The sequence below is a fragment of the Rhizobium sp. G21 genome, assembly GCF_014158035.1.
Lineage (GTDB): Bacteria > Pseudomonadota > Alphaproteobacteria > Rhizobiales > Rhizobiaceae > Rhizobium_E.
This window is the reverse complement of record NZ_JACFXW010000001.1, coordinates 4287117-4293223: the sequence shown is the minus strand read 5'-3', so window position 1 is coordinate 4293223 and position 6107 is coordinate 4287117. Positions and strand designations below refer to the sequence as shown.

Here is a 6107-nt window from a genome sequence, read left to right as displayed (position 1 = left end):
CGCTGGGCGTCGGGGCGCAGTTCGGCGGCAAGTATTTCTGTCACGACGTCCGCGTCATCCGCCTGCCGCGCCATGGCGCGTCGTTGCCGATCGGCCTCGGCGTCAGCTGTTCCGCCGACCGTCAGGCCAAGGGCAAGATCACCAAGGACGGGATTTTCCTCGAGGCGCTGGAGACCGATCCGTCGAAATACATGCCCGACATCGACGAGAGCCGCCTCTCCGACGGCGTGGTGAAGATCGACCTCAACCGTCCGATGGCGGAAATCCTTGCGGAGCTCAGCAAGCATCCGATCAAGACGCGCCTGTCACTGACCGGCCCGATCATCGTGGCGCGCGACCTGGCGCATGCCAAGATCCGCGCCCGTCTCGAAGCCGGCGAAGGCATGCCGGACTACTTCAAGAACCACCCGATCTACTATGCCGGCCCCGCCAAGACGCCGGAGGGATATGCCTCGGGCTCCTTCGGCCCGACGACCGCAGGCCGCATGGATTCCTATGTCGACCAGTTCCAGTCCTTCGGCGGCTCGATGGTGATGCTCGCCAAGGGCAACCGCTCCCGCCAGGTGCGCGACGCCTGCGCTGCCCATCACGGCTTCTATCTCGGCTCGATCGGCGGCCCTGCGGCGCGGCTGGCCAAGGACTGCATCAAGAAGGTCGAGGTTGTGGAATATCCCGAACTCGGCATGGAAGCGATCTGGTGGATCGAAGTCGAGGACTTCCCCGCCTTCATCGTCATCGACGACAAGGGCAACGACTTCTTCAAAGAGCTCAATCTGGAATAGGCCCACCCGCCGGCAAGATGTCGCAAGTGGAGATTGGAGACGCCCGGCGCGCGATCAGTGGCCGGGCGTTTCTGCATCGCCCATTGCGGATGCGGGCTTTTGCTCCGAACGCCGGGCGACAGGCGGGCAATCCGCGCGAGGACCGCGGCCGCCCGACTGTATTGAAGATCGTTAACGCTTTCCAAATACTTCAAGAATATAAGTTCATGCAAATAGACTGAGGAGTTTCCCATGACAGGTTCGCAGGGCAAGGTGCAGGTGCCGGATGTCGCCGCGCAGGTCACCTATGCGATGCGCCAGATGGGCGTCTCTCCGATGCCTCGAAACTATGAACTGTTCTATGAAGCCTATATCGGCTCCAATCCCAAGCTGACCAAAGATCTGGCGGCGCTCGGCAACCGCGCCACCCAGGAAGAACTCGACGCCATCGGCGCACAGTATTTCAGTCGGCATCAGGGAAACGCCGTCGATCACGCTCATCATAAGATTGTCCGGGAACTCGAAGGACTGGTGAATATGCTTCGCCAGGAGCAGTCGTCGCTCGAAAGCTACAACAAGCTGCTCGGCGAAACCTATCAGCGCATCAATTCCAAGAGCGCGGCCAGCACCGAACTGCTCACCAACGCCATTTCGCTTCTGACGGAAGCGACCGACAACACGATGACCCATGGTCAGGAAACCATGGTCGGCATGGCCAACAAGTCGCGCGAGATGGAGGACATTCGTCGTGAACTCGACGAATACAAGCGCATCGCCAATACGGATTCGCTGACGCGTCTCTTCAACCGCCGCGCCTTCGACGAAAAGCTGGCCTCGATCTTCGACAGCCAGTTCGGCCGCACCACGACGTCGCTGGTGATCGGCGATATCGACCATTTCAAGAACATCAACGACTCGTTCGGCCATCCCGTCGGAGACAAGATCCTGGCGACGGTCGCCAATGTCATCCGATCGAATGTGCGGAAGGACGTCTTCGTCGCCCGCACCGGCGGCGAGGAATTCGCCATCATTCTCGAAGGCGCCTCCCAGGAAGAGGCAAGCGCCGTGTCAGAGCGCATCAGACGCGCGCTCGAATCGACGCCGTTCAAGAATTCCAAGACCGGCGTCAATTACGGCCCCGTCACCCTGTCGCTCGGTCTCTGCCTGGCGGCCGAGGCCGAAAGCCCCCAGGAGCTCTACCAGAAAGCCGACGTTGCGCTCTATTGCGCCAAGAGCAACGGCCGCAACAAGGTCATGGTGTTCGAAGACGGCATGAAGAAGGAACTCTCCAAGAGCTGGCTGCTCTACAAGAAGTAGGCGGCGCGCCACACGCGCCGCGCCGGCTCAGTCGTCGTTGCTGGCGTCGAGTTCTTCGGGACGAAGCCCATGCTCGGCCCGCCCCTTGGCCATTTCCGAAAGCGCTTTGAGACAAGCCTCGAAGCCGGTGAGATCGGTGTAGAGGGCATCGGCCGCCGCCTTATGCACGGCGACATGGCCGCCGCGCCTGACAACGCCGCCATGCATCATCAGATTGTCGATCATGTCGAAATCCTCGAGCGACAGCCCGTCCGCCCCACGCTTGTGGCCGTCTTCGCCGACGCTGATTTCGCCATTGTAATAGGCCTTGGTGCGTTCGAAGTGGTTTTCGACGACATTGGTGTAGGCGGTGACCAGCTTGCCCTGGGCGCACATATAGCCGAGTTCGAAACAGGTGCCGACATCGGCGGCGATGCCGCGAAACGGCGTGAGATTGGCGACAATGGCGTCGGCGGCGTCCATCATCTCCTCGTCGACGCGGCTGATCGCCAGACCGAATTCGTAGAGCGTCGGCTGCTGGGGAATGTCGAGATCGCCGGGGCAGATCGCCGTGAAGCCGTATTGGGCGCAGAGCGCCGTCTTTCTCGCCATCACCTCGCGGGCGTTGGGCAGAAACACTTCCGGCCCGGCGGTATAGATCTTCAGCGACATGGCAAACTCCTTCACTTGCAGGCGGCGACTCCAGAAGCGCGACCGATGGCGATCAGTTCCGGACGATATTCGAAATGCATCGTGTCGTAGTGATACCAGCGCCCGCCCCAGATGAAACCGTGGCGTTCGAAAATTTCGACGATCTCCATGGGATATTTGTTGGCGTAGACAGGCACACGGCCCGGTTTGCCGCCCGACCATACCCAGTAATCGGCATATTTTGTGTTGAGATCGATGGCCGCGCCGAAACTGTGGACCGAAAGGTTGGGCTGCCCCGAGACCTTGCGCCAGTTGAACACGCCCGCCGACGGCGCGAGATAGGCGCGTAGATCCGGCTGGGCCGCAAGTTCGTCCCGCACCTTGGCGAGCGCATTGTCGACGCCGTTGACGGAGGTGACCCGCAACGTTTCGCCGAACCAGTCGACCGGCGACAACCTCGCCTTTACGATGTTCGCACTGTCGCCATACATGGCCTTCATCAGCAACTCTGAACGGATGCGCCCCGGATCGGAATTCAGGGAGGGCTTGGGATCGCAGGGACCGGCCTCATAGAGTTGTCGAAGACTGTCTACAACATCGCCCTCGGCGAGCATGACGAAATGGTCGCGCCGGACGCCATCGTCGATCTCGATTGTCTCCCCGCCTCTGAGCGTCAGCGCATTGCCTTTCCAACCGGCGAGCGTGTCGGGATAGGCCGCGACCAGAAGATCGAGCTTTTCCGACAGTGTCAGGGCGCTTGCGGGCGCGGCGGCGAACAACGCCGCCGCGCCGAGGACGAAGCCGATTTTACTCGACATTGATCTTCAGATAGACGCCGTCGTCGCCCTCCATGACCTTTACATTGATCATGACGTCGCCGTTGAGGAGCAGGCGTCGCGCCTCGCGGGTGATCGTGCCCGAGCGGACCATGCGTTCGGCGGCGGCGCGATTGTCGACAGACGAGAAGTAGCTGTCGCTTTCGTCGCCGGACTGACGCACGCGATATTTGTGAAAATTGGCGCGGTCCTGACGGATGATCTGCCAGGGCTCGCGCAGGCGCTCGCCGTTGGAGTTATAGAGATCGTCCTCGCCGATATAGGCGTTGTATTCGTCGAGCACGTCGTCGGCGCGCGCCGCAACGGACATCGACATGATCGTCGTGATGGCGACGCTTGACAGGATCAACAGTTTTTTCATGGGCCCCTTCCTCAAATGAAGTCGAACTATAGCGCCGTCGGCGTTTGGCGTCGCTTGTCAGTACGGCTCAGCGGCCGACTTTATTTGGTATGAATCAGCCTCACTGAAAAAATCACCACATGGTGTTGGCGGCGCGGCCCGGCCAGTCGCGGTCATAGGCGTCGCCGTCGAAACCCTGTTTGATGGTCTGCATCATCTGTCCCACCGTCGGCAGGCTCTTGGGGTCGAGATGCTTCTCCGCATTCCAGAGATCGGCGCGGATCACGGCGCGGGCGCATTGGGTGTAGACCTCCTCGATCGTAATCACGATCACCGAGCGCGGATGCTTGCCGTCCATGGTGAACCGCGTCGTCATCGCCTCGTCGATCACCAGGCTGGCCTTGCCGTTGAGCCGCATGGTGGTGTTGGAGCCGGGGATCAGGAACATCAGCCCGACGCGCGGATCGCGAACGATGTTGGACAGCGAATCGACCCGGTTGTTGCCGCGCCAGTCGGGCATCAGCACAGTCCGCTCGTCCTCGACGAACACCACCTGCCCGGCGTCGCCGCGCGGCGAGCAATCCAGACCTTCCGGCCCTACCGTCGCCAGCGCCACGAAGGGCGAGGCCTCGATCATGCGGCGATATTCCGGGGTCAGGCGATCGATCACCTTAATGATGGACGCTTCCCCGGGCTGGCCGTAAAGCGTGTTCAATTCCTCGACCGACTGCACCGTCTTCATCACCGTCTCCTGTGTTTCACAGGCAACATAGTCCGGCTTCATGACAGAACCGCGAGGTTTATGACGTTTGGGCGACAAAAGATTTGATGCGTTCGATCGCTTCGGGTGAACTGACGATGCGGCGATGGCCCCAGCCGTTCAGCCATTCCACGCGTACATGCGGCCCGGCCGACGCATAGCGCCGCGCCGCGGCGGCCGGCACTTCCTTGTCGTCCTCGGCATGTAGCACCAGCACCGGCAGTTCGGGATGGGCGGCGAGCATGGTTTCGGCGGAAAAGGCCTGGATCGGCCGCCCCGTCAGCCGCGCCACCGCGTCATCGAGACCTCGGCGAACCCGGGCGGAAAAGCCCAGCGTATCGGAAAAGCCGGCGAATACGTCCTTGGCCGCCACCGGCGAGCCGATGGTGACGAGCCTCTTCGGCGTCCGCCGGCGGACCAACTCCCCGGGTCCCGCAGCGACCATCGCCGCACAATAACCGCCGAAGGAGTGGCCGATCATGGCGTGGAAATCGCCATAACGATCCCAGGCCGCATTGATCGCCGCCATCGCCATGAGCACGTTGAGCGTCCGGCCGCTGGACCGGCCATGCCCGGGCAGATCGAGCCCGACGGCTTCGAACCCGGATTCCCTCAGGCCGGTGATCAGCGCCTGCAGATAGTCGATGCGCGAACCCCAGCCGTGAGCCACCAGCACGCGTTTGCCATTGGCCGGGCCGATCGGCGGAAAGACATGCGCGGCGACGCGGGCGCGCGCCGTTTCGAGCATCTCGACTCGCGCCTCGGCCATCTGCGGCTGGGCGGCGGCGAACAGCGCTTTCTCCTTGTCCGTTGCCGGATCGGGGCGGGACGTCCGGCAGAACAACCACATCGCCGCATCGCCGCCCAATCGGGGAGAAATCACGCCGGCGAGATTGATCAGTTGCCCCAAGGCCTTGACGCTATATGATGACATGTCGCACCCAGAATGTTCAGTCATGAACTATAAAGTACAACAATGAACAAAAAGCAAGCCCAACCCTGGGATCATCCCCGCTTCCGCACCTGGATCGCCGTGGCGCGCGCCTGTCAGTTGATGCAACTCACGTTGGCGCGCAACATCGCCCATCTCGACATCAAGCCGCCGCATCTCGACATTATGCTCAACCTCTATCGGCGCGAAGGCATTTCCCAACAGGAACTGGCGCGCAAGCTGCTGGTTGGCCGCTCCAACATGTCGATGCTGCTGCCGCAATTGGAAAAGCGCGGACTGGTCGAAAGACGCGGCGACAGCCAGGACAAGCGGGTGCTCCGCCTGTTCCTCACAGACGAGGGCAAGGCGATCACCGAGCAGGCGATGGAGGTGCAGACCGGGCTCATCGACCAGGTGATGGCGGGCGCCTCGGAAGAGAGATGCAACGATGTGGCCGATCACATGGAAGGCATTATCGCCACGCTGCTCGCACAGGGAGATCGAGACTGATCCAAGGCGCTGCGTCGTCGGC

At 61.8% G+C, this 6107-nt stretch carries 8 protein-coding genes; 3 read left to right on the top strand and 5 right to left on the bottom strand.

All coding sequences use genetic code 11. The features are described 5' to 3' along the window. On the top strand, positions 1 to 782 hold a 782-nt coding region (locus H2O14_RS21275), incomplete at its 5' end, for a FumA C-terminus/TtdB family hydratase beta subunit (RefSeq protein ID WP_182829229.1). 231 nt (positions 783 to 1013) lie between these two features. After that, a complete protein-coding gene (locus H2O14_RS21270; RefSeq protein ID WP_182829228.1) occupies positions 1014 to 2078 on the top strand; it encodes a GGDEF domain-containing protein in 1065 nt (354 codons plus the stop codon). Between the two features lie 27 nt (positions 2079 to 2105). Here H2O14_RS21270 and H2O14_RS21265 read toward each other — a convergent pair whose 3' ends face one another. From H2O14_RS21265 to H2O14_RS21245, 5 genes are all read right to left on the bottom strand, one after another. Further along, positions 2106 to 2729, bottom strand: coding sequence for a nucleoside 2-deoxyribosyltransferase (locus tag H2O14_RS21265; RefSeq protein ID WP_182829227.1), 624 nt, complete (start codon positions 2727 to 2729; stop codon positions 2106 to 2108). Positions 2730 to 2740: 11 nt separating this feature from the next. Then, positions 2741 to 3526, bottom strand: coding sequence for a M15 family metallopeptidase (locus H2O14_RS21260; RefSeq protein WP_182829226.1), 786 nt, complete (start codon positions 3524 to 3526; stop codon positions 2741 to 2743). Continuing rightward, positions 3516 to 3905: a hypothetical protein gene (locus H2O14_RS21255; protein ID WP_210275488.1), complete on the bottom strand. Its 390-nt coding sequence runs from the start codon at positions 3903 to 3905 to the stop codon at positions 3516 to 3518. The genes H2O14_RS21260 and H2O14_RS21255 overlap by 11 nt, the downstream gene beginning before the upstream one ends. 112 nt (positions 3906 to 4017) lie before the next feature. Next, positions 4018 to 4626: a pyridoxamine 5'-phosphate oxidase family protein gene (locus H2O14_RS21250; protein WP_182829225.1), complete on the bottom strand. Its 609-nt coding sequence runs from the start codon at positions 4624 to 4626 to the stop codon at positions 4018 to 4020. A gap of 58 nt (positions 4627 to 4684) precedes the next feature. After that, positions 4685 to 5578, bottom strand: coding sequence for an alpha/beta fold hydrolase (locus H2O14_RS21245; protein WP_182829224.1), 894 nt, complete (start codon positions 5576 to 5578; stop codon positions 4685 to 4687). A gap of 42 nt (positions 5579 to 5620) precedes the next feature. On the opposite strand from H2O14_RS21245, the gene H2O14_RS21240 reads away from it, so the two are divergent. After that, a complete protein-coding gene (locus H2O14_RS21240; RefSeq protein ID WP_182829223.1) occupies positions 5621 to 6085 on the top strand; it encodes a MarR family winged helix-turn-helix transcriptional regulator in 465 nt (154 codons plus the stop codon). Positions 6086 to 6107 lie beyond the last annotated feature (22 nt).

Coding starts and splice junctions, on each gene's coding strand:
- H2O14_RS21265 (WP_182829227.1), bottom strand. CDS start 2,729: ATGTCGCTGAAGATCTATACCGCCGGGCCGGAAGTGTTTCTGCCCAAC.
- H2O14_RS21260 (WP_182829226.1), bottom strand. CDS start 3,526: ATGTCGAGTAAAATCGGCTTCGTCCTCGGCGCGGCGGCGTTGTTCGCC.
- H2O14_RS21245 (WP_182829224.1), bottom strand. CDS start 5,578: ATGTCATCATATAGCGTCAAGGCCTTGGGGCAACTGATCAATCTCGCC.
- H2O14_RS21255 (WP_210275488.1), bottom strand. CDS start 3,905: ATGAAAAAACTGTTGATCCTGTCAAGCGTCGCCATCACGACGATCATG.
- H2O14_RS21250 (WP_182829225.1), bottom strand. CDS start 4,626: ATGAAGACGGTGCAGTCGGTCGAGGAATTGAACACGCTTTACGGCCAG.
- H2O14_RS21270 (WP_182829228.1), top strand. CDS start 1,014: ATGACAGGTTCGCAGGGCAAGGTGCAGGTGCCGGATGTCGCCGCGCAG.
- H2O14_RS21240 (WP_182829223.1), top strand. CDS start 5,621: ATGAACAAAAAGCAAGCCCAACCCTGGGATCATCCCCGCTTCCGCACC.